This is a genomic window from Cellulomonas sp. ACRRI, from assembly GCF_022346185.1.
Lineage (GTDB): Bacteria > Actinomycetota > Actinomycetes > Actinomycetales > Cellulomonadaceae > Cellulomonas.
This window is the reverse complement of record NZ_JAKRMS010000254.1, coordinates 1-1,484: the sequence shown is the minus strand read 5'-3', so window position 1 is coordinate 1,484 and position 1,484 is coordinate 1. Positions and strand designations below refer to the sequence as shown.

Sequence of the window (1,484 nt, the reverse complement as noted above, 5' to 3'; positions counted from 1 at the left end):
GGGGCCGGCCTCGGTAGCGTGGTGCGCGTGCAGGGGGAGTCCTGGAACGACGACGTGGTCGGCCAGGTCCTGGACGCGCTGCGGCCCGGGACCGGGGTCCTGCTGACGGGGGTCGCGGGCGCAGGCGCCGGGGCGCTGGCCGAGCGCGCCGCGGGTGTGCTTGCCGAGGACGGGTGGCAGGTGGTCCGGGTGCCCGGTCGGCCGGGCGTGCGCGGCCGGCCGCTCGGGGCGCTGTCCCTCGCGGGTCCGGCGGCACGCCCTGCGTCGGGGGAGCCGCTCGCGCTCGCGGTGTCCCGCGTGCAGGAGGCGGTCGGGACCGGGCGCGCGGTGCTGCTCGCGCGGCGCGCGGATCTGCTGGACGAGGAGACGCGCGCGGTGCTCGCGACGGTCGTCGACCGGACCGCCGCCCGGCCGCTGCTCACCTCGCGGCCGGACCGGGGCAGCCGGCTCGCCGCCCTGCGTGCCGCCGGGGAGGTGCCCGTCGCGGCGCTCGCGGTGCCGCCGCTGCGGTTCGACGACCTCCTGGCGGTGCTGGCCGAGGAGCTCGGCGCCCCGGCGGCGCCCGACGCGGCGGCCCGCGTCTACGCGCTGTCGGCCGGCCTGCCGGGCGTGGCGCGGGCGATCGTCTCGGGCGCGCGCCGGGCCGGCCGGCTGGTCGAGGCGGGCGGCGCGTGGACGGCGGTCGCGGATCTGCGCACTCCGGGCCTGGAGACCGTGGTGGACCAGCTGCTGGAGCGGCTGGGCGGGGAGGCGCGGTCGGCGCTGGGGGTGCTGGCCACGCTGGGCCCGGCGAGCCCCGACGTGGTCCGGCGCGTGCTCGGCTGGGACGAGCTGGCCGCGCTCGAGGACGCGGGGGTGGTCCGGCTGGTCGAGTCCGGGGACCGGACGGAGGTGGTGGTCGTCCCGCCGCTCGTCGCGGAGCACCTGGTGGCGTCGCGGAACCGGGTCGAGGAGCTGCGGGCGCGCGACCGGGTCGAGCAGGCGCTCGGCGTCGTGCCGAGCGCCGCGGCCGACGCGCCGGCCGGGGTGACGGTGACGGGGTGGGCGGCGTCGCGCGAGGGGGTCGCGGTGCTGGGCCGCAGGCTGCGGCACGCGGCAGGCATCCGGCTCGCCGTCCGCCGGGCGGAGTGGCAGCACGAGCCGACCCCGGCGACGACGGTGCGCCTCCTCGACGCGATGACGCAGGCCGGGGCCGGCCGTGCGGACGTCGAGGAGGTGGTCGCCGCGGCGCGCGAGCGCCCCGCGACCGACGGGACCGGCGCCGTCGACGAGTGGTACGCGCGCTACCTCGGCCTCGCGTGCGGCGAGCCCGACGCCGCCCTGGCCGTGCCCGTCCCGCCGGGTGCCACCGGGCGGCGCGCGCGGGCCCGCCTGGAGCTGCTCCTCGGTCGCCCGCTCCCGCCCGCCGAGCCGCCCGCCGAGCCGCCCGCCGAGCCGCCCGCGGAGCCCGCGGTCCCCGCGGTCCCCGCCGACGGCCCCACCGC

At 81.7% G+C, this 1,484-nt stretch carries 1 protein-coding gene; it reads left to right on the top strand.

All coding sequences use genetic code 11. From position 1 onward, the window contains the following. Nucleotides 1-27 precede the first annotated feature (27 nt). Nucleotides 28-1,484 (top strand): hypothetical protein (locus MHY85_RS20985; protein WP_239200393.1); only part of this gene is annotated, 1,457 nt, incomplete at its 3' end.